Origin of the sequence: Peribacillus sp. YIM B13477 (genome assembly GCF_042787955.1) — a bacterium.
Classification (GTDB): domain Bacteria; phylum Bacillota; class Bacilli; order Bacillales; family DSM-1321; genus Peribacillus; species Peribacillus frigoritolerans.
In genome coordinates, this window is record NZ_JBHZPD010000002.1 from 397315 (window position 1) to 419585 (window position 22271).

Annotated in this window: 17 protein-coding genes and 1 pseudogene; 4 read left to right on the top strand and 14 right to left on the bottom strand. The window is 40.8% G+C overall.

Features of this window, described 5'->3' with window-relative positions:
• Positions 1 to 6: 6 nt before the first annotated feature.
• The 9 genes from ACFX4H_RS08650 to ACFX4H_RS08690 form a co-directional block, all read right to left on the bottom strand.
• Positions 7 to 1128: a glycerate kinase gene (locus tag ACFX4H_RS08650; protein ID WP_377434932.1), complete on the bottom strand. Its 1122-nt coding sequence runs from the start codon at positions 1126 to 1128 to the stop codon at positions 7 to 9.
• Positions 1129 to 1250: 122 nt separating this feature from the next.
• The gene (locus ACFX4H_RS08655; protein ID WP_377434934.1) at positions 1251 to 3473 is read right to left on the bottom strand and encodes a glycoside hydrolase family 65 protein; all 2223 of its coding nucleotides are present in this window, start codon (positions 3471 to 3473) and stop codon (positions 1251 to 1253) included.
• Positions 3470 to 4504, bottom strand: a complete 1035-nt coding sequence (locus tag ACFX4H_RS08660; protein WP_377434935.1) for a Gfo/Idh/MocA family protein — start codon at positions 4502 to 4504, stop codon at positions 3470 to 3472. The genes ACFX4H_RS08655 and ACFX4H_RS08660 overlap by 4 nt, the downstream gene beginning before the upstream one ends.
• A complete protein-coding gene (locus ACFX4H_RS08665; RefSeq protein ID WP_241637145.1) occupies positions 4501 to 5316 on the bottom strand; it encodes a sugar phosphate isomerase/epimerase family protein in 816 nt (271 codons plus the stop codon). Before ACFX4H_RS08665 ends, ACFX4H_RS08660 begins: the two co-directional genes overlap by 4 nt.
• A 107-nt stretch (positions 5317 to 5423) precedes the next feature.
• Positions 5424 to 6482 (bottom strand): zinc-dependent alcohol dehydrogenase, encoded by a 1059-nt coding sequence (locus ACFX4H_RS08670; protein ID WP_377434937.1) that lies wholly within the window; start codon positions 6480 to 6482, stop codon positions 5424 to 5426.
• 36 nt (positions 6483 to 6518) lie between these two features.
• Positions 6519 to 7367 carry a carbohydrate ABC transporter permease gene (locus ACFX4H_RS08675; RefSeq protein WP_370028923.1) on the bottom strand — a complete coding sequence of 283 codons (849 nt, stop codon included), beginning with the start codon at positions 7365 to 7367 and terminating at the stop codon, positions 6519 to 6521.
• On the bottom strand, positions 7360 to 8235 hold the full coding sequence (locus ACFX4H_RS08680; RefSeq protein WP_063596427.1) for a carbohydrate ABC transporter permease: 876 nt from the start codon (positions 8233 to 8235) through the stop codon (positions 7360 to 7362). Before ACFX4H_RS08680 ends, ACFX4H_RS08675 begins: the two co-directional genes overlap by 8 nt.
• Positions 8236 to 8368: 133 nt before the next feature.
• Complete coding sequence (locus tag ACFX4H_RS08685) at positions 8369 to 9670, bottom strand: ABC transporter substrate-binding protein (RefSeq protein WP_241637147.1); 1302 nt, start codon at positions 9668 to 9670, stop codon at positions 8369 to 8371.
• A gap of 15 nt (positions 9671 to 9685) precedes the next feature.
• Entirely contained in the window at positions 9686 to 11368 is a 1683-nt protein-coding gene (locus ACFX4H_RS08690) for a sugar phosphorylase (protein ID WP_377434939.1), read from the bottom strand.
• Positions 11369 to 11742: 374 nt separating this feature from the next.
• Between ACFX4H_RS08690 and ACFX4H_RS08695 the strand changes: the two are divergent.
• Positions 11743 to 12777: pseudogene (locus ACFX4H_RS08695) on the top strand (LacI family DNA-binding transcriptional regulator); the annotation flags it as partial.
• A gap of 149 nt (positions 12778 to 12926) precedes the next feature.
• Here ACFX4H_RS08695 and ACFX4H_RS08700 read toward each other — a convergent pair.
• The 3 genes from ACFX4H_RS08700 to ACFX4H_RS08710 form a co-directional block, all read right to left on the bottom strand.
• On the bottom strand, positions 12927 to 14048 hold the full coding sequence (locus tag ACFX4H_RS08700) for an NADH-dependent flavin oxidoreductase (RefSeq protein ID WP_377434941.1): 1122 nt from the start codon (positions 14046 to 14048) through the stop codon (positions 12927 to 12929).
• Between the two features lie 21 nt (positions 14049 to 14069).
• Entirely contained in the window at positions 14070 to 14378 is a 309-nt protein-coding gene (locus tag ACFX4H_RS08705; RefSeq protein WP_063591787.1) for an iron-sulfur cluster assembly accessory protein, read from the bottom strand.
• 92 nt (positions 14379 to 14470) lie between these two features.
• Positions 14471 to 15457 carry a Gfo/Idh/MocA family protein gene (locus ACFX4H_RS08710; RefSeq protein WP_249597123.1) on the bottom strand — a complete coding sequence of 329 codons (987 nt, stop codon included), beginning with the start codon at positions 15455 to 15457 and terminating at the stop codon, positions 14471 to 14473.
• A 206-nt stretch (positions 15458 to 15663) separates the two neighbouring features.
• Here ACFX4H_RS08710 and ACFX4H_RS08715 point away from each other — a divergent pair, with 206 nt between their 5' ends.
• Positions 15664 to 16449, top strand: coding sequence for an SDR family oxidoreductase (locus ACFX4H_RS08715; RefSeq protein WP_377434942.1), 786 nt, complete (start codon positions 15664 to 15666; stop codon positions 16447 to 16449).
• A 42-nt stretch (positions 16450 to 16491) separates the two neighbouring features.
• Here the strand turns inward: ACFX4H_RS08715 and ACFX4H_RS08720 are convergent, their stop codons facing one another.
• A complete protein-coding gene (locus ACFX4H_RS08720; RefSeq protein ID WP_377434944.1) occupies positions 16492 to 17724 on the bottom strand; it encodes a multidrug effflux MFS transporter in 1233 nt (410 codons plus the stop codon).
• 836 nt (positions 17725 to 18560) lie between these two features.
• Positions 18561 to 19538: a 2-hydroxyacid dehydrogenase gene (locus tag ACFX4H_RS08725; protein ID WP_377434945.1), complete on the bottom strand. Its 978-nt coding sequence runs from the start codon at positions 19536 to 19538 to the stop codon at positions 18561 to 18563.
• A 309-nt stretch (positions 19539 to 19847) separates the two neighbouring features.
• Between ACFX4H_RS08725 and ACFX4H_RS08730 the strand changes: the two genes are divergently transcribed.
• Together ACFX4H_RS08730 and ACFX4H_RS08735 are read left to right on the top strand one after the other, a co-directional pair.
• The gene (locus ACFX4H_RS08730) at positions 19848 to 20813 is read left to right on the top strand and encodes an MBL fold metallo-hydrolase (RefSeq protein ID WP_249597056.1); all 966 of its coding nucleotides are present in this window, start codon (positions 19848 to 19850) and stop codon (positions 20811 to 20813) included.
• A 187-nt stretch (positions 20814 to 21000) separates the two neighbouring features.
• Entirely contained in the window at positions 21001 to 22197 is a 1197-nt protein-coding gene (locus ACFX4H_RS08735) for a M14 family metallopeptidase (RefSeq protein WP_328137026.1), read from the top strand.
• Positions 22198 to 22271: the final 74 nt, after the last annotated feature.

Consider the following 22271-nt stretch of genomic DNA (forward strand, 5'->3'; position numbering starts at 1 on the left):
CCTCTCTTACCGAAGAAGTGCTGCAACATTTCGAGATGTTCTCTCTATATTTTTAAATGCGCCGCCTAGAATGTTTTCGATTGGCAGTATTGCAGGAATGGTCGGGAATATGGCATCAAACCCATGATCGTAAAGAACTTCAGATCCCGCACCCACACTTCCGCAAATCGCTATTACTTTTGCTTTTGGTGGTGCGCATTTTGCTACACCTGAGGGTGCTTTGCCAAATATTGTTTGGCGGTCCATTTTCCCTTCTCCAACAATCACTATGTCTGCATCTTTGCAGATTTCTTTTACCTTTAGGTGCTCCAACATAAGTTCAATGCCCTTTTTTAGTTTTGCCCCTGTAAATAACACCAGACCGGCGCCAATCCCTCCCCCTGCACCACTCCCTGGTAAGCAGGAGACATCCATCCCTAAGTAATTTCCTGCCATTTGATAAAACCTGCACATGGCTTTATCCATTTCATCCAGCATATCTTCTGGAAGCCCTTTTTGCGGACCATAAATATAGGTTGCACCGTTATTGCCCGTTAAGGGATTTTCCACATCTGCTGCAATCGTAATATTGACAAGATCTAATCGCCGGTCACGGTTACTATCAGACATTGAAACAATATTAAAAAGATCCTTGCCGGCACCCTTTACTGCTTTTCTTTCAACATCAAAAAATTCATAACCAAGCGCAGAAGCCATCCCTACCCCTCCATCATTGGTCGAACTCCCGCCAACTCCAATGATCAGTTCCGAAGCACCTTGGTTCATAGCGTGAAGCATCAGCTCACCCACACCAAAAGAAGTAGTATTCAAGGGATTTCGTTGATCTAAAGGTACAAGATGTAATCCGCATGCTTCCGCCATTTCGATAAATGCTGTTTCACCATCATTAGAGAAAGCCATTTTCGCTTCAACCGGCAGTCCCAGTGGACCTGTAACGGAAATGCTTTCGACTTTTCCCCCGTGAGCGGATGACAAAGCTTGAACAGTGCCTTCACCGCCGTCTGCAATTGGAAGCAAATGATACTCCGCTTTTGGGAAAATGGACTGGAAACCGGATTGAATGGCTCTTGCGACCTGATCTGATGGTAAACTCTCTTTAAATGAATCTGGTGCAATTACAATTTTCATGTTTGCCTCCTGAATGAACCTAATGAGTTCTTCTTTTGAATAATCGTGAAAGCAAGCAAGTAAAATCCATTCAAATGATCTCCTTGCAAGTGCAAGTCTTTTAGAGCTAAGCTGTTCTTCTGCTATTGGAGGCTGACTTCAACTTTGTTTGTAAGCAAATATTCAGCACCGTTTAGTTCTATTGGTACATCATCACCCGCAACCTTCGTTATTACGGCTTTATCATGTGTAAGGTTGATATGTATGCGCGATCCTCGGAAAATTACTGGAAAAGCAAGTTCCGTCCATTCCGATGGCATGTTAGGTTTTAAACTTAAGCGATGATCCTTGATCGAGACATTCGCAAAACCGAACATTGTTGCCATCCAGATGGCACCAAGGGATGCAGCATGAACTCCTTCATCCGATGAAGATGGGTTAGGCCCCAAATCGATTAAAGACGCCTCATGGAAAAATTTGTATGATTTCGCTTTTTCACCCGCTCTTGCTGCAACGATGGCATGAATCGCTTTGCTCAGTGAAGAATCGTGGATGGTGTGCTCCTCATAATAATCCAAATTTTCAGAGACTACATCACTTGGAAATAGGTCCGGAAACAGATAAAGAAGCATAACGACATCCGCTTGTTTTAAAATTTGCATTTCATTTACTTCTTGACGTGAAAAATCCATAAGAATCCCTTGACTGCCCTGAGATTCTTTATAACGGGATAGATCAATTTCAGGCTTGCTGAGGAATGTATCATCCTGGGGAATGATTTTATGATCATTGGCCTTTGGTAAATATAAACGCATTAGAAATTCTTGTCCTCGTTCCATTAACATCCTATCTGAATCCCCGTACTTGTCCATAAAATAAAGTGCCTGCTCAACATTGTACCAAGCCATATAGTTTGTAAATGCATTATTATCAACGTGTTCAGTGTATTCATCCGGCCCGATGACATCTTTGATAAACAACTGTCCCTTTTCTTCTACAGCCCTGCTGATCCAAAACCGGCTCGTTTCTTTAAGAAGCTCAAGCCCTTCTTTTCTCATAAAGGCATCATCCAAAGTATTTTGGTAATATTCCACGACAGTATAAGCAATGTCAGCCACGATATGATGTTCAGCTATAGCAGATGCGACTTTCTGCCGCTTTCCGGTTTTAATATTGATGGCCGCAAATTCAGGTGTTTCCTCTTCTCCGGTTAAAGCACTTTCCCAAGGGAATAAAGCACCTTCAAATCCATTGGCCGAAGCTTTTGCTTTTGCATGTTCCAGTTTTAAATAACGGTAACGTAATAGTTTTCTCGCCTTTTCAGGATCTGTAAACAGATGGAACGGTAAAATGAACATTTCAGTATCCCAAAAAACATGACCTTTATAGCCTTCTCCCGTCAAACCCTTAGCGCCGACACTGAAACGTTCATCATGGGCTGGTGTCATGACTTCTATTTGATATATAGAAAAATCAACAGCAAGCTGATCAAAATCCTTGGTTGACGTTATTTTGATGCGATTTTGCTTCCAAAATTGTGCCCACCTCTCTGCTGACTTTTCAAGTAAAGCATCATACCCATCTAAAGAGTATTTTCTTAGTGCCACAACACCGGCCACTTCAGGGCTTTTCCCCATAATATCTGCATCCAGTGACGTATAAATGGTACTGATTTTTTCTAGAGTAAAAGGGGTACCAGTCAGAAGGTCCTGCTTGATCGTGGATAGCAGCTGCCTATTTTTTGCTGAATGGGATATATCATTTTCTCCTGAACACGTAAAACACGCCGCTAGTGCAATCGTATGCCCTGATTCAGTCGTTTTATAGATACCCTGTATCAGGTCCCCTTCCATTACACGAACCTTTTCTTCAATAAGATGCTGCCTTCCAAAGTTAGTTTGCTGCGCATTGATTCCTGTAACTATTTTTATTTGAGTCTTTTTGTCTAAAGAAATGACCGTTAATTTTGTACCAAGGACATGGAGGTCATTTTTTGCTGCAAAACGTTGAAAAGTAAAACGGTAACGTGCACCGGAATTACTTTTCCATAATATTTCACGGTTTAATTCCCCGGTCTCAAAGTTTAGCTGGCGACTATATGAAAGGACTTCTCCCGTTTGCAGGGAAAACGTTTCTCCATCGACCTCAATATGCATCCCTATCATATCTGGCAAGTTGACTAATTCGGACGGTTCATTTGCCGTAGCTTTATTATAAATACCGGCTACATACATACCCCTTGTTTGGTCTGCATAGTTTTCTTCATGAGTGGCTCGCAGACCACAGTAACCATTCCCTATTGTCATTAAACTAGCAAATTTATTTATATTACGCAGGTCAAATTCGTTTTCCTCTAATTTTTTCATATGGTTACACTTTCACCTTTTTCAGCAGATTGATAGAGAGCTTCGATAAGTTGCAAGATCAAGTGACCTTCTCTACCATTAGCCACCATGACTTCTTTGCCCAAACATTTATCAACAAAGGCAGCCATTCCTTTCTGAAGCCTGTCTGGATCTGCTGTCTTTCTGTCCAAAATTGTAACTAACTCACCTTTTTGATCAGTATAAATACTGGCAGGAAAAAGTGTTGCTCCCGCCTCATCTCCACAGAATTCCACATTCATGATCGATGTTTCTTTAATATTTAAAGCAAATGAAGTCTCGAGTTGCAGCAAGCAGCCGCCTTCAAGCTCAATAAAGCCAAATAGGGAATCTTCGACTTCAAACTTTTTTGGATCCCATTCCCCAAATGAGCCATGTGATTTTTTTGGGCCAATTTTTTGAAACATCTTGGCCGTTACCTTCTCCACTTTTGGATACCCCAACACATAGAGGGCGGCATCAAGCATGTGGACACCCAAATCTATTAGCGGGCCCCCTCCTTGCGCTTCTTTATTTATAAAATCCCCCCACCCAGGTACACCGCTGCGGCGCAGGGCTTTTGCTTTTACGACATAAATATCCCCCAGCACACCTTCTGTCACTTTTTTTCGCAAGATGTTAACATCATCAGCAAATCGGTGATGAAAATTATAGGCAAGAATAAGATTGTTTTCATTAGCAACTTGATACATATGCTTTGCTTCTACAGCGGATATAGCCGGTGGTTTCTCGCACATTACATAACAGCCATATTCCAAAGCCTTTATCACATTTTCATAATGATATCGATTCGGCGTGCAGACACTAACGATGTCTGGCTGTTCTGCCTGAAACATCTCATCTGCATCCGTATATGTGCGAGCAATTCCGTTCCGTATCGCAAAGTTTTTTGTCCGCTCCATATTTCGACCAACGACTGCAACGATTTCTACTTCTTCACGTGTAAGATAGTAGGGAACGTGCACTTTTTCTGCCGTTTGGCCTCCACCAATTATCGCAACTTTCTTTTTCATCCTTGTTCAGCCCCTCTAAAGCCTAATGATTGTTGGAGGTGACGCAATGCTTTTAAATATTCTTCTTTTGGATCATTTCCCCTTACACGGCATTCAAGTGTTAAAAAGCCATCATATCCATCTTCTTTTAGTTGATTAAAAGGGGTCTTGAAATCCAATGAGCCGCTACCTGGCTGAAAACGGTGATTATCTGCCAAGTGAATGTGCCCAATCAAGTCCCGATTTTTGTGCAATGCCTCAGAAATACCATCCTCTTCAATATTCATATGATAGAAGTCCGCAATGATTTTTACATGGGTCAAATCATTTTCTTCTATATAACCTCTTGCGTCGGCTAGTGTGTTGATCATATGATCCTGATAGCGATTCAATGGTTCCAGGAAAATTGTCGTCCCCGTCTCTTTTGCGATTGTGTCCAGGTAGAGAAGGGAATTGCTTATGGACTGTTTATCCCCCTCCCGGCTTCTTGGAGAAACCATTGGGGGCAGACGGTAAGTGAACATGCCCCATGCAGCTGGAACGACTATCCCCTTCCCACCTACTTCTTGTAATGCTTCCAGGATTTTTTTTATTTCCCCTAAACCATTTAGTCTTCGTTCTTCGATAAAGTCACCAATCCAGCCTGTATAGCCTCCGCAGGCAGTCGTAACCGGGATTCCTGTTTCGGCTATGGCTTCTTTTATTTCGTCTAGATGGTCAACTAGAAGTCTGCCATCAATTTCAAATCCTTCAAAGCCAGCCTCTTTTAAAAAAAGGAATTTTTCTTTGATATCCCTAGGGAAAAACTCCTGGTCCTGTGTGCCGATTTTCATTAATAACTCCCCCAAACACATGTATTAAAATGAAAAATTCACCTATATAAGCAGAATTACAATTTTTCAAATTGTAAGGAAACCGCTACAGCTGGTCGATAACATTTTTATTTTTTATACTCGATACCCATTTTAATACTTAGTTCAGGATGCTGATCTACATATTCCATGTACGCTTCTGCACTCTTTTCAAACGTAACGATTGGTTCGATGATGTCTTCACAATTCAGATACCCATTCATCAGCAACTCCCAGCATGTCTCCTCTATCCGCTTTCTATTCCATCGTGGATAATCTGGATTAGGTTCGCTTGCTGCGCGGGAGAATACGATCTTAGCATTATTGAAATGCGCTTCGCGGCCAAAATTCAAGCCTTCAGGAAAAGCCTTTCCAAAGGCTACATATGAGATGGTCCCGCCATATGCAATACCCTTTAGTGCTGCCTGCAAAGCTGCGGCATTGCCACTTGTTTCGATGATTGAATCAGCGCCTATTTTGTTTGTCAGCTTTTTCACTTCAAATCCAACATCGCAACCGGTTGGATCAAAACAAATATCCGCCCCGTTATCTAGTGCAATATCCCGGCGCTGGTTCAAAGGATCAATTCCGACAACTATACTCGCACCTGCTTTTTTAGCCAGCTGGATAGCGAGTTGTCCAATTGCACCCAGTCCAACTACAACTACGTAATCACCTGCACGGACATTGGCATCGCGTACACCGCTCATTGCAAATTGTGCGGGATCATAACATACGGCATTTTGCCATTTTGAACCTTCTGGCATTTTACGTAAACGGTGATTATCAACTGCATTTACAATAACTGTTTCCCTGATTGGTCCATATGTACAAACAGTCTCCCCCACCTGGAATCCCGTTATTTCGGAACCAACTTCGATTATTTGACCTACAACCATATTTCCTAGCTGGAATTCACCAAAGACGATTCCTTTAGTTGCACCTTCTTCCCGTGGCATAAACATGCGCCATTCTTCAGAAAAGTCCTCATCCATAAAAGGAGTCATCCCGCGAAAGTCTATAACTTCCGTGCCATGTTTAGGAGAGGCAAACTGCACTTCTATTTTCACTTCATTTGGACTTATGGACCTGTCTTCATATTCCAGCAATTCCGCTACCCTTGGTTTTACTGCAACTAGTTTTTTCATAATAAATTACCTTCTTTCATTATTTGGATACTCCGTTTACCCTTTCACTCCGCCTTCAGTCAAGTTTCCTTTTATGAAGTGCTCGGAGATTGCGTACATCCCTACTACAGGCAGCGCCGTTATAAGTGAAGCCGCCATCATTCTGCCCCATATATAGTCAGGTGTACTGAACAATGCATTTAAGCCGATTGGAAGCGTGAAGTTTGCGGAATCCGACAAGAAAATGGATGCAAATAGGTAATCATTCCAAGCGACCATAAAGGAATATACAAAAACGGAAATGATACCTGATATGGCTAGTGGAATGATAATATAGAAAATGATCTGTACACGGTTCAACCCATCAATCATCGCCGCTTCCTCCAGATCCTCCGGGATAGTGTCAAAATAACTTTTTAACATGAATATCGAGGTTGGAAGCGTTTGAACAATCATGGTGATAATCAGTGCCGTTTTCGTATCATATAACCCAAGTCCGGAGATGATCTTAAATAAAGGAACGACAAGTAAAATCCCAGACAACATATACACCGTATAAAAACTGGCATTTATGGTGGTTTTTCCGATAAACTTCAATTTCGAAAGGGCATAGGCCCCGAAAATGCCTATTACAACGGACAGCAATGCTGCAGTAAGGGCCACTATTAAACTATTCTTAAAATAAGCTAAATAGGGGAAGATATCGGGATTAAAGATATCTACATAATGCTGGAATGTCCAATCCTTTGGAAAAAAGGATGGGTTAGTAGCAACCGCTTCCTTCGAACTTTTAAAGGAAGTCATCAACATGATGAAGAAAGGGAATAGGGAAATAGTCAATAGGATGATCAGCCCAAGATAAAACCCGATCTTTCTTGCTGCTTTATTCTTTTTACTGCTAGCCATTGCCATTTAATTTCACCCGCTTTCTTGATGCTATTATAACGATAGAAAGAATTATAAAAAGAATTACAGAGATGGATGCGGCTTTACCGAGATCATTAAAAGCAAATGCCGTTTCATATAAGTAAATCCCAATAATATTCACTTTGTTTGTTAACAGATATACATCTGTGAACATATAGAACAACCAGATGGAACGTAGAGTTATAATGGTTATCAGCACCGGCATAATTGCCGGGATGGTAACGTTTTTGAACTTTTCCCATGTGGAAGCCCCATCAATTTCTGCCGCCTCATATAAACTTTTATCCACCGTCTGCAATATCGCCAGGAATGAGATGAACGCATAAGGAAAGTATCTCCATATTGCAAAAAGAACGACTAGAATGAAGCTGCTGACAGGATTGTCAAACCAGAGTGGTGCCTTTTCAAATAAATGAAACACGTCAACCCCTAAATGGTTTATGACACCATAGCCATTATTGAACATGTATTTCCAAGCAAACACCAAAGAAATTGAAGGTGTAACATATGACAGAATAATTAATGAACGGGCAGCCTTACGGAATTTGAATGGGCGGTTAAAAAAGATTGCCACAACCAATCCCAAGGCTGTACTCCCTGCCACCGCTAAAATCATGTATAAAAGTGTAATTCCCAATGATTTTAAAAATTCGATATCAGTCAGTATATCTGTATAGTTTTTTAACCCGACAAAGGTTGCACTTAGCCTTGGGTTGATTGGAAGATCAAAAAAGCTGATTTTTATGTTAGATATCATTGGGTATGCAACAAGCAAAAGCACTAAAAAGACACTTGGGAAAAGTAGCACCACTGCCAATTTCAAATCTGATTTCCCTCTTTGTTCCATTTTCACGGTCCCCCTAAATAATCACATTTTTTAAATCATACAAACCAATAAGGGATTTTCTAACTATATCGTTAGGCGTAGACCTTGGACATATTTCTAAAAATTGAGGGCCTTAATCACCTTCTATTGTGCCTTATTTTTTTAATACCTCTTTCATTTTCCGTTCTGCGTTTTCAAGTTCGATATCAACGCTTTTTTCACCGACTGTTATATCATTCACTAATTTGGGAATAGTGCCTGAACTCGATATATCTCCCATTTTCAAGTAGTTTTTTTCACCAACCAAACCAAACACTTGGATATCATTGAATGATGCTGCGATTTCGGTTGATAAGTCTCCGAAGGCTTTTACAACTTCATTTGCCTGATATGAGGCATTTTCTGTAACCGCTTTACTAACTGGTTGTGCACCGCCTGGGGACATTAACACCCACTCGGTCATATTTTCTGGCTTGGCCAAAAATGCTGTGAATTTCTGTGCTGCTTCTTTTTGATCTTCATCCAATCCAGAAGAGATCGTGATTGCAGAAACCGTTCCAAACACCGCTTTTGTTTTTTTCTCCGGAATTGCAAACCCAATATTTCCTGCATCCCCTTCTTCATAAACAGAAGGCAGGATATATGTCGAATATACCGCCATTGGAGTTGTGCCATTCATGAATGCATCTTTCACTTCAGTGGTATCATTTGAACCAGGCATCGTGTATCGGGCCAATTTTTTATAATAAGTCAGCGCTTCTTTCATCGCCTGTTTATTAAAATCCAACTGCCCTTTGCCATCAAGTACATTCGCATTGTTCGAAAGAGCGAATTGTGAAAATGCCTGCTCTGAAAATCCCCCTTCAACAGTCGGCAAACCAATACCATACTTTTTATTGCCGCTGTCAGTAAATGCCTTTGCGATCGACATTACATCTTCCCAGGTTTTCGGCTCTTCAAATCCTTTGGATGCCAGCATTTCTTTATTAAACCAAATGCCTTGAACCCAGCCACTGATAGGGACACCAGTGTGTCCTTTCCCATCTTCTGGTGTTAATAATTTTAAGGCACCATCATAGAAGTTTTGGCTACCAGCTTTATCAAGCGTATTACTGACTGCCTCTTTGTCGATAAGTTGTTCTTTATCCATGACTTTGGCATAATCATGTCCCACTTCAAGGACCGCAGGGAGTTTTCCGGCACTTGCTAAAGTGATGATTTTTGTATTATATGAATCTTCTTGAACTGGAACTTGCTTGATTTTAATAGTGGGATTTTCTTTCTCAAACTTTTTTACCAGCTTGTTGATGACGGCCAGACGCTCTTGTTCTACAGAGGAATGCATGAACTCAATCGTTGTTTTTGCATCTTCTCCTGTCTTTTCGTTCCCGCCGCATGCTGACAAAGTAATGCTTAAAACTAAGATAACCACCAAACTTAGGATGTTGAATTTCATCTTTTTACCTCCTAGTTAAATCGCTTTCAACCAAAGGAATTGATAGGGACTTAGTATAATAGAACCGTCGAAAGCCATTTCTTCCCCCGTTATAATATTTATAAAACTTCCTGAAATCTTGAAATCAACAGGTTCATTCGCAATATTATGAATATTGACCAGGCTTTTCTGGGGATCATTTCCTCTTTTAAGTGCAAATACTTTTTCACCTTTATCCAAAATTTCCATCGGTACATCCGGATGAAATAATGCTTCTGCTTTTCTAATTTGGATAATGTCCGTTAACTCCCCATATATCCTGCTTCGTAAAGAACCTGATTTCTCCAGTTCAGTTTCAATTTTATCCAAACTATACTTCTGGCGGTTAATTGAACGGTTCATTCCTGTTTTGACAGCACCTTCATAATCATTTCTGGATCCTAATATACTCTGGATATAAACCGCAGGCACTCCCTGAAGTGATAATAAAATAGAATGTGCCGTTAAAAAGCGTTTCACCCTTAATTCATCATTATCCGTCAGTTTATTCAAAGCGTCCAAGTATGTCACATTTATTTCATACGGACTTTCCGTGCCATCTGGATTTTTTTTGTAGTTTACTTTTGCGCCTTCCCTTTTCAGGTCTGTTACCAGATCGAGAATTTCTTCTTCTGAGATAATGCCGCGAATAGGATTCAATCCAATACCGTCGTGTGAGGCAAGGAAATTAAAGAATGTTGTATTATCCCCTGCTGGCTGTAGATTTTTTGCCCACTCTGTGAGAGCGCTCCCATTTCCGCGATTGATGGAGTAAAGCACAAGCGGCGGTAAAGGGAATTGATAAACCATATGCGCCTCATCGCTTCCATTGCCGAAATATGAAATATTATCTTTATGAGGTACATTCGTTTCAGTGATGATGACAGTTCCTTTAGCAACTTCCTCAACAATATCACGGAACAATTTTATGATTTGATGCGTTTTTTCAAGGTGGATACAAGGCCCTCCGACTTCTTTCCACATGAACCCTACCGCATCCAGCCTGATATATTCCGCACCTTGCTCAATATAGAATAATAGAATATCAATCATTCTTAATAAAACTTTTGGGTTTTTGAAATTCAAATCAATTTGGTCTTCACTAAATGTCGTCCAAATATGCTTTTCCGTTCCATCCTCCATTTTAAACCTGGTTAGGACAGGTGTGGATCTCGGTCTTGTTACTGAACTCAGATCTACATTCGGATCCATCTCTGTAAAGAAGCCGGAATATTCAGGGTTTCCTTTTTTGTACTCTGTAAACCAATCACTCTTTGCTGAAATATGATTGCACACATAATCAAACATGATTCTCGTTTTCTTCGATAGTTTTTCAACATCTTTCCAATCTCCTGCAATTTGATTGACCTTCTTATAATCCACTACCGAAAAACCATCATCCGACGAATATGGATAAAAAGGCAGCAGATGGACAATTTCAAATTTGTCTGCTAAATAACGATCAAATACCTTCTCAAAAGTCGCCAGTGTAGGCTGTCCTTCCTCCTGAAATTGATCCGAATATGTAATCAAGACGATATCCTTCTCATCCCATCCTTGTTTTCTTTCTTTATAAGGTGTTTCTTTTGCTTCCACAAGCTTCCCTTTTAGTTCAGGCCACATCTTTTCTGTATCCGATTCTCCATAAATTGCAGATAATCTCTGTTTAATGTATTCCATATACGCCCCCTTCTTGGAACCGTTTCCATAAATTAATAGAATTATTCTTCTTCGTGGAACCGCTCCCACAAACAAAATATAATACAGTAAGCGTTCTCTGTCAACAAGAACCAAAAATTAAGAATCACGCTTTTATTTTAGTGGGATTACCTACTTTTGTATGAAGTATAGAAACGACTTTCTCTGCAACATTGCCTATCACTTTAAAAATTTCTATTGCCACTATCCTGATTCATCCATATAATTTACCCTATGAAACCGCTCTCTAAATTTAAGATCAACCTATAATAAAACCATCAGTAAGGAATTTAATCCATTTTTCCTGTGGTGCATAAAGACCCAATACAATTCAGAAGTAATGATCATCCAGATAACATACTAGGAGGGAGAGAACTTTATTGGGACACACCATCTACGATATCGCCCGTGTTGCAATGGTTTCAAAATCCACCGTATCTCGCGTGCTAAACAATCAAAGCAACATCTCTGTTGAATCGCGAGAGCGCGTGTTAAAAGCAATTGAACAATTAAACTATCAACCTAGTAAATTAGCCCGGGCCCTATCTTCCGGCTTTGATGCGATCATGGTATTATCTCGTTCTGCCAAAACTACCGAAAATAACCCATTTTTCTCAGAGATCATTCATACAATATCAACCAATGCTGAAGACGAAAACTTCGATGTGATATTACAGACTGCGAAAAACAGTCAGGATGAACTTCAAAAGTGCATCAGGAAAATAAAAGAAAAATTAATAAAAGGGATCATAATGCTAAGTTCCCCTGCTGATGAAAACTTCTTTCAACAAATAGATCCATTTAATATACCTATAGTAGTCATCGGAAAGGTCGAAGGTCATTACAAAAACGTTTTTTCCGTAGACACAAATAATTACAAGGACAGTTATGATTTGACGCAATATTTGATAGATAAGGGACACCGTGAAATCGCCTGCTTACATTCTCCACTCGATTATCATGTTTCGATCGATCGCTTGGAAGGATATAAATCATGCATGAAGTACAATGGGCTCCCACTAAAGAATGAATGGATCATCAACAGTGGGTATACGATTGATGCCGCACATCAATCAGCAAAACAACTATTGGGAAATAACGGGCCGACAGCCGTTTTTGCAACTGATGACCTTAAGGTGATGAGTATATATAAGATGGCAGCTGAAAATGGAATCTCCATACCGGGAGACCTATCCATCGTAGGGTACAGTAATTCAAATTTACATCCTTTTCTCGCTCCCTCTTTGACTTGTAAAGAAATTCCCGTAAAAAAATTAGGGGACATCGCTGTACAGGTCCTCTTTACAAAGATAAAGGGTAATCAAGATCAGATACCGCATACCATCATTCCAACTGAAAACATCATCCAAGATTCCGTAGCTGAAATTTGATTTTTAAAATAATAAAAAGCCTGCATTTGTTATTTTAAAATAACAAATGCAGGCTTTTTTAGTCATGGACCTTAGCCTTATTGGAAACTAACATCCCGTCCTCCAATAAAATGAAGGATGGGTAACCTATTATTCTAGATATCGGCTCATCATTCCACAACCGGGAGCCAACCTTTTATCCCGATCAACTTTTCCCAAAGCGGATCTGGAATGACCAGTTCATCCTGATCTTTTTTTGAGAGGGTAGTCCGTATTTCCGCTTCTTTTCCAGACCTGATTTTTTCAATCCAATGCGGTTCCATAAGAAGTTCACGGCCAAGGGCGATAAAAGGGACCCCCGTTTCCATGGCTTCTGCAACTTCATCGGGTGTATGCAGTGAACCTACACCGACCACCGGGATACGATTACCTACTTTATCGTAAATTTTAACGATGCGCGACTTTGTCCTATCACTCTCACGGAATGAACCATTCCAGAAGTGACCTACTGATATATGTAGATAGTCCAGGTTTTGATTCGCTAATCTATCAACAAATTGGATCGTATCATCTAAAGTGATTCCAGGATTGCTGCCTTCTTCAGGAGAAAGGCGGTAGCCAATTATAAACGGCTTTTCTGCATGCTCGGCAACCGTTCTCTCAACTTCATTCACAATGGTAAGCGGGAAAATCAATCGTTTTCCCAATGTTCCGCCCCATTTATCTGTACGGCGGTTCGAGTGTGGCGAGAAGAATTGTTGAAGCAAGTAAGTATTGGCACCATGGATTTCCACACCATCGAAACCTGCTTCGATGGCCCTTCTTGTTGCTTCGCCAAATGCCTTAATAACGTCTTGTATTTCATCTTCATTCATTTCCCGCGGTACAGGTGCTTCCTCGCTGGAGGCAATGGCACTTGCAGAAATCGGTTGGTTATCAGGCAATAATTCCGGCGGACTTTGACGGCCTCCATGATATATTTGCAGGATCGCTTTTGACCCGTTGGACTGAATCGTTTCAGCTAGTTTTCTCAAGGATGGGATAAAGGAATCGTCATCTGCACTTAGTTGGCCTAGGAATCCCTTGCCCCCAGCAGATACATAGGCACATGCCGTGACAACCGCACCTGCACCAGCCGAGCGCTCAGCGTAATAGGCCAGTTCATCATCGGTTACAACGCCTTTGTCATCCGAAGAATAAGTGGTCATAGGAGCCATCATGATACGATTTTTCACTTCTACCCCTGATGGAAATATATATGGTTGAAAGATCTTTTCGTATTTTTGATTCATGCCAATCCTCCCCCTTTACTATTAGTGGTGATGATGTCCATGCGGTTCTTTAGAAGGATTCGTGATTTCAAAGCCTTCTTCAGGAACATAAAAATATTTAATCCAGACACCATCCAGAAATTCTTCACGTGAATCAAGCAAAATATCGATATCTTTATCTGTTTTGACGATTTCATCATATTCTGCCGGTGTATCAAGCTTCATGTCATAATGGGCATGATCGCCATGCATATGGGTGATATATACACGAATCATTTTCCCTTCGGCTTCTTCAGTGCTGAGCATCTTTTGTAAGACCTTTGCTGCATTGCGATTTATTTTGCACTTCATTTCCATTCCCCCAACAATAAAATTATCCCTGTACTAGTTCTACCCAATTAAGGGATATCAGTAACATCCATTTTTCCCCTTCATGATTGGCCTTATCCACGGTCTGAAGGAAAGACGATGCCGATTTGCCTTCTTGCTTCATCCATGATTTCCATAGTCAACAGTGAATTCGAATATGTATTTATATCGGATTCCATTTTCCCCTGCTGTATCAAATCAACAAATTCCTTCGCTTCATAATACATGGTAGGCATATCCTGTTTAACGGAAATATTTTCAGTGGTTCCATCCCGATACTGAATATCCACCGCTTGCGGTCCTGAAATTTTCTGAATGATGATGCTTCCATGTTCACCTTGAATTTCCGATGGCAAATTGGACTCAGTAATTTTGGAAAACATGACGACTGCCTCCATTTCATCATAGGAAAGCATAATCGTACCTTGCCCATCAACTCCTGATTCGAGCATCGTTCCTGATGCCTGCACCTTATTCGGTTTACCGAACAGTACAACAAGAGGATAGAGGACGTAAATGCCTAAATCCATTAAAGAGCCACTGGAGAATTCCGGATTGAATGCATTCAGCACAGTTCCTTGTTTATATGAATCATAGCGTGATGAATATTGGCAAAAGCTTCCCGAGAAACGCCTAATCTTCCCGATTTTATCCAGATTCCCCTTTATACTTTCGAAATTCGGCATGATGGTCGATTTCATCGCTTCCATCAATAGCACATCATTTTGTTTTGCAGCCTCAATCATTTCCCTTACTTCAGCCGCATTCGAGGCCATTGGTTTTTCACATAATACATGTTTTTTATTTTGCAAAAATAACACGGCTTGCCTGCAATGATGAGAGTTAGGGCTTGCTATATACACAGCATCGATTTCATCGCTGCTGGCCATTGCTTCTAAATTCGTAAAAGTCGTATGTACTTCGTATTTATTGGCAAATTCCTTCGCTTTCTCCTCTGTACGTGAATACACGGCGGTTAACGATAGACCCTCTACATGCTTTGCAGCCTCCAAAAATCGTTCCGTGATCCAATTTGTACCTATTACCCCTAATCTTATCAACATCCTATCCCCTTTCAAGCTAACTTTATCATGTCCTCAATATACAGACATTTCACTGAAAAACAAAGTAAATTGAACACTCGCAATTGCTTAAATTGGATTTTTTAGGCAATATTCGTTTATAATTTTTCTATATTACAACTGCCATGATGTTTCTACATACTCCCAAAATGGGAAAGAAAACTTAAAAGGAGCGTGTGAAGTGTATGACAGAATTAATGAAAAACAAAGTTGCCATCATTACCGGTGGGGGATCAGGAATTGGCCGGGGTGCCGCACTGAAACTAGCTGAAAACGGCGCGAACATCATCTTTTTTGACCGTACAGTCGAAAATGCCGAAAAAGTGAAGGAAGAAGTCGAGAGTCTTGGTCGAGAGGCTCTAATCATTAAAACGGATGTTTCCAAGGCTGAGCAAGTTGAACTTGCCTACAAAACAGCCCATGAACATTTTGGGAAAATTGATTTTGTATTTGCAAACGCAGGCATCAACGGAGTGATTGCCCCTATAGAAGACATAAAGCCGGAAGATTGGGATAAGACACATACCATCAACCTCAAAGGGACCTTTCTCACCATCAAATACGCCATTCCTTACATGAAGGAAACGGGTGGCAGCATCGTGATCAACAGCTCCATCAACGGAAACCGATACTTCAAGAATTTTGGTTTTTCCGCTTATAGTTCATCCAAAGCCGGTCAAGTCGCTTTCGGTAAAATGGCCGCACTCGAATTGGCAAGATATAGAATCAGGGTAAATACCATTTGTCCCGGTTCAATCGATACGAGCATTGACGATAATACATTCCCGGAAGAAGAAAACCTTAAAAAAATCAGGATTCCCATTGAATATCCCGAAGGCTCCCAGCCCCTAGCGAGGAAAGCGGGGACTGCCGAACAAGCTGGTGATCTCGTATTGTTCCTAGCATCAGACATGTCCTCCCATGTTACGGGCACGGAAGTTTATATCGATGGAGCGGAATCACTATTATGAATCAAAAAGCTGAAATCCACATCAGGATTTCAGCTTTTCTTTTTAAGCAACTCGCCTTAACCCGCGACGGGCAAGGAGTAAATAGGCGCACATGGCGATGACATGACAACTTACCATCACAATTCCCATCGGCAAGGGCGACTCACCTGAACCTAACCCCACCAGGGGAGCCATTAGTGATCCTAATATGAAGGGAAGCAAGCCAATTAAAGCCGAAGCACTGCCTGCTGTTTTTTTCTGATTTTGCATCGCTAAAGAAAAACTCGTTGTACCGACAATACCGACGCTGGAGACGGAGAGGAATAAAGCGGCCAAGATTCCGGCCAAGCCCATTTCGAGAAGGACTGAGGCAAGAAGTAATATTCCCCCAAACAAAGCTAGGCATAACCCCATTTGAAGCAATCTTTCTTCTTTAACCTTGCCTGCCAGCTTCCCGGCAACTTGTGAAGCGATGATGATCCCAACCCCGTTTATTGCAAAAATCAGGCTGAAGATCTGCGGGGAAACCCCATAAATGTTCTGGAGAACAAAAGGCGACCCGGAAATATAAGCGAACATTGCAGCACTTATGAATCCCTGTGCAAAAGCATAGCCCATAAACACACGATCCTTCAATAAGTTCCCAAAAGTCCTGATCGTATCATTTACCCCGCCAGCACTCCTGTGATTGGACGATAAAGTTTCCTTTATCCCAAAAAATGCAGCCGCAACCATAATGATACTTAATACTGAAATGACAATGAAAACGCCCCGCCAAGAAGTGAACTGCAAAAGTTGACCGCCAAAAACCGGAGCCAATATCGGTGCCGCCCCATTTACCAGCATTAACATGGAGAAGAACTTGGTCAAATCCGTTCCTGAAAAAAGGTCACGAACTATGGCCCTTGAAATGACAATGCCTCCCGCTCCCGCAATACCTTGGATAAAACGTAATAATAAAAGCAATTCAATGGTTGGAGCAAAAGCGCATAACAGAGATGAAATGCAATAAATGGATAAAGATATGATTAACGGTGAACGCCTTCCTTTTGCATCACTTAGAGGCCCTAAATAAATTTGGCCCAAAGCCAACCCTAACAAGCAGGCAGTCAAGCTTAGCTGCGCTAATGACGTACTGCTTTTCAGATCCTCTGCCAGTGTGGGGAGACCCGGTAAATACATATCAAGTGACAATGGTCCAATCGCTGCAAAAGACCCTAGCATAAGAGCCATCAACAGCCTTTTGGATTTAGTCATTTCGTTGCCTGATGATATCGTTTCCTTCATTTCAATCATTATTAACCCTATCCCTTTCAACTAATTGTTCTTCCTAATAAACTCGACTTTCTTTATTTTACAAAAGATCGGCACAATTTACGATAAGTATGCTCCACTTGAATGGGATTCTTCCTTTCGGCACTCAGGTAAGCACAGGTGCATCAAAACTCTGAAATCTTCTAAAAAGGACAAATCATATTTCAGAAAATATCATTTGAGAATACTACGAACCAAAGAAACACTATTACATTCCCCATAAAAAAATGACCCCATTTTTGGGGTCATTTCAGATTGTAGACAAACTCGATGAAAATCGAATTTGTCTATTTTTATGGCTTGTACAATTTGGACGTTGATTGGAACGTAGGGCACTCGCTTTCCGCGGGCGGTCGGCCCTCGGCTTTCGCCTGCGGGGTCTCCCTTAGACACGCTTTTCTAAGCAGGAGTCTCGTACACCCGCTCCAATCAACTTTGTCTTACCTTTTAGTTAGAACACTTTTGCCTGGAGTCATTTTTGTTTTAAAATAGAAGTATTAAAACTTGAGGTGATGAGGATGCTTTCTAAACATGATTCTCTTCAGCGAGATCAACTTGAAGTGAAGAGAGCTTGCCTGCAGTTTTTTTATTTAAAAAAGGTTGCCGGTGATTTCAGAAATCCGCTCCCTTTCCGCCGACTGTCTGCCAAGCCTCCTTGACGCAAGCGTCTGTGGGGTCTCGGCAAGCCAGTTATTCGGCAAGAGTGTCGCAAATTTCTTCAATCCAATAAGGGTTATAGTAAAAAAACATGAAGGATAGTCTATTCTTGTTTTAAAATCTTTGTTCGGGATGAAATCAATCCGAACCCCATTTTAGCGTCATTTTGATTTATTCAACAATACTAAATTACGGGGAGTATCACCAGTTAATCCGTCCACTAAGTTTTGTACAGCAAGAGTTGCCATTTTCATTCTTGTGGCAATGCTAGCACTCCCGATATGCGGTAATGTAACCACATTGGGCAAAGTTAGCAGCGGGTGGTCCAGAGGGACGGGCTCTTCTTCGAATACATCCAATCCAGCCGCCCAAATCTCTCGATTTTCCAGCGCCTGGTACAACGCTTTTTCATCGATAATTCCGCCTCTTGCGGTATTAATGAGCACAGCCGTCCCTTTCATCAATTCCAGCTGCTCCTTGCCAATCATATAAGCCGTTTCCGCTGTGAGCGGCAGCATGACACAAACGAAATCCGAGATTTGGAGCAATTTTTCAAGGGGCTGATATTCGATTCCTAACTCTTTTTCCTGTTCATATTTACGGCTTCGATTAAAATAAACTAAGTTCATATCAAATCCCTTAGCTCTTTTTGCAAGGGCTTCCCCAATTCTGCCTAACCCGATGATACCAAGCGTTGCACCGTGTACATCTTGTCCTGTCAGCTGCATCGGCGACCATGTTTCCCACTTTCCACTCCTTAAATAATCTTCTGCCTCCATCATCCTCCTTGCCGTTGCAAGCAGTAAGCCGAAGGTTAAATCAGCTGTCGTTTCCGTTAAAACCCCCGGTGTGTTCGTTACCATGATGCCCCGTTTTGTTGCACTTTGAACGTCAATATTATTATGGCCCACTGCCATATTCGCGATGATTTTCAGATTGGGTGCCTGTTCAATCAGTGACTCATCGATTTGTTCCGTCAATAAGCAAAGCAGCCCCTCGACTTCTTTCATTTCTTCTACAAGGACTTCTCTAGGGACCGGTATATCCTCTTGATCCCACATCCTGACATCATAATTCCGACTAAGACCCTCGACGATTTGTTCTGGCAATTTCCTTGTAATATAAATTTTCGGCTTCAAACCATAACCCCCTATACCATTTCTTTCCATGGAACACATTCAGTTTTCATTACACAATAATTAAATTTAAAGAATATTGGCTAAATGACTAGCTTGTGTATTCAATTTTAAAATAAACTAGATAAATAGACCATCCTTTTCCAATCAATCTTACTATTAAATTTCTTGATTGCCTGGAAGCTTCCGCTTGACAGTTTCAGTTCATTCAACCAATCATAGAATAAAAACCCTTTACATCTATTTGGTCATTAGTAATATGGCATTTTTCCAGATGAAGTTTATCTCGATTTAGGAGGATATGGGACGTTCATGAAAACGAATACAACATTTAAAATTTATCCAATTATAGCTCCAAGCGCTTTATCTTTAAAAAGTATAAACTTTTATTTAGTTAAACAGGATGAATCTTTAACATTAGTCGATGCAGGTATGAATGATGACGTTTGCTGGAATGCACTGCAGCAAACATTAAACGAAAATGGATTTACAGTTGGGGACATCACGGAAATTTTGTTAACCCATCACCATGGAGACCATGTTGGTTTGGTCAACCGGATTACCGAACTCCATCCCATTCCCGTTTATGCCCATTCTAAATCCATTCCCCGTTTAAAAAGGGACCCTGACTTCTTAAGTATGAGAATTGAATTTTATAAACAGCTATACCTTGAGATGGGCTGTGGTGAACTTGGAGATAAACAAGTGGCTTACCTATTCAACGCGGTCGATAATAATAAAGATCAAAAACTGAATGGTGACATCATCGCAATCACGGAAAAACACTGGCTGAATTTTGAAGTGATCGAGTTTCCCGGGCATGCCCCGGATCAAATTGCTTTCCTTGACCGAGAAGGGAAACAGCTTCTTGCCGGTGATTTATTGATTGAACATATCTCAAGCAATGCCTTGATCGAACCTGATGAAAACGGTAATAGAATGCTGACTCTTGTAGATCATATCGATTCATTAAAACGATGTTCAGCATTACAGGTGAATCTCCTCTTTCCTGGTCATGGTAACGTGATTGAACAACCCGGTCATCTGATTGAAAAAAGACTCAACAGCATAGAGAGGAAATCACAAAAGATCCTGGCCTTGATAGAATCCGGAATTTCTACAGGCAATGACCTGGCAAAGGAGTTTTACAAACAAAAGTATATAGCAGAATTCCCGCTCGTCATGTCAGAAATCATCGGCCATTTGGATTATTTGGAATATCAGGGGAAGGTCACGAAACAATTCGTTGAAAATGTAGTTCATTATCAAGCTAAATGACATCAAAAAAGGCTGAATTGAAATCGTCCCCACTTAGCAGGGACTTTTTCATGGAAAAATGTACAAAATAATTGAATCTGAAATACATAGGCCTTTTTGGGTGTTTTAATGAATCTAACAGGAAATCGATTAGAAAGTGAAGAATTTATTTCTGAATATTAAATATTTTCAGAATAGGAGATTTGATGTGAAAAGAAAATTTTTAAAGGTTTTAAGTTCAACAGTAGTAGCCGCAACATTACTTGGCCCAAATGTCAGCTTAGCTGAAAGAGGACCAAATCCGACAGGCGGAACGAACCTTTCTACCGAAGCATTCCTAAATTATGACGAACTTGTAAATGAATTAAATCAACTTGAGCAAGCGAGTGGAGGGATAGTCAATGTAGAAGTGGCCGGAAAAACGAATCAGGGCCGTTCCATTCAAAAAGTGACTGTCGGTCATGGTGACAAAGTCGTTCTTATTCAAAGTGAAATTCATGGAAATGAAAAAACAGGAACTGTCGCGTTATTGAACATTCTTAAAAACCTTGGTCAAAGTAACTCGCCTGAGGTAAAGAAAGTTCTTGATGAACTAACAATTGTTGCCATTCCAATGATGAACGTAGACGGCTCAGAGCTTGATCGTCGTGGAAATGAGATGAAATGGTCTGAAGTTGTAGGTGAATTCCCCCAACTTTCTAATGCAAAACCTACTTGGAACTATTACACTACTCCCAGATCAGGAGACGACTATGCTAGCAAACCGGGATTTGATGTTAATCGTGACTTCAATCCAGACCTAAATTATGTACCAAAACCTCAAGACTTCCCGGGGGCATCTGAAAAGCCAGGCTGGTTTATTACCCCCGAAGCGCAAACGCTACGTGACACATATAAAGGGTTAAAATCGAAATTCGGGAAAGTGGATGTTTTTATCGATCTTCATCATCAAGGATTCCCATATATCGAAGGAACTGATGAGCGTGCAACTATGTCAATATCAGGAAAATTCGTTCCTAATCCAAGCACTCCAGAAGGTGCTAAATATGCAGAGTATGCAGATGATTTCAAATATGATTTCTCTCGTCAGTTAACACTTACTGCATATAATGCACTGCAAGCAAAAGGGAATTCAGTTTTTACAAATATTTCATTATATGATCAATCTATTGACCTGCCAGGGACTGCTTTAGGGACATTTGCTTTAAACGGAAGTGGGACGGTTCTATTTGAAGTTAGTGGTCAAACACAAAACTTTGGGCAAAAAAAGAATGGCCAGCTCGTAAAAACGGTTGAAACGGGGCTAATGGGTATTATCAATGGAGTAACAGATGGATCGGTTCATAATCTTAATCCATCAGAATATGAAAAAATTCCTGAAAGTTCATCTACACCCGGAATCTAGTCAATTTTGAAACTTAATGTAAAGGGGACTTGTCCGCCATCTGGCATCGGTTGAATATCGAAGCCAGATGGCAG